Here is a 385-nt window from a genome sequence, read left to right as displayed (position 1 = left end):
CATCTATACGGAGAACATTCAAAAATTATTTTGTACATTAAATTTAGTGCACAATAAAACTTTGTTGCGATCTTTGTTGTCGTTGTCTATTTTTCACACGTTTAGTTTTTTAAAAAAAAAATCCGGCAAAAAAAAAAGGAAAAGAAAATTCCAAGCCAAAAAGTGGCTTATTTGATTTGAAGAAAAAATTTGTCGAAAATTTCTTGAAGCGCAATTTCTTTCAGGAAATAAATTCCATAGCTAAATCATCCATTGATATCAATTTTGTTGTGGAAATGGTACAAACTGAATTCCAGAATTGGCTTCTCGAAATTCTTGGTTGTTTCTTCATTCAATTTTTTCAATCCTTCCTTCCTCTAGTTCTTTCGTCGAGCCAGTATCCTTC

Annotated in this window: 1 protein-coding gene; it reads left to right on the top strand. The window is 30.9% G+C overall.

Going from position 1 to position 385, the window contains the following annotated elements:
* Positions 1-176: 176 nt before the first annotated feature.
* Positions 177-385, top strand: a 209-nt coding sequence (locus GOQ16_RS17785; protein WP_204987527.1) for a hypothetical protein, incomplete at its 3' end; no start/stop codon positions are given.

Origin of the sequence: Sphingobacterium bovisgrunnientis, from assembly GCF_009829085.1 — a bacterium.
GTDB lineage: Bacteria > Bacteroidota > Bacteroidia > Sphingobacteriales > Sphingobacteriaceae > Sphingobacterium > Sphingobacterium bovisgrunnientis.
Note: the sequence above shows the minus strand (reverse complement) of the source record. Positions and strands in the feature narration are given on the sequence as shown.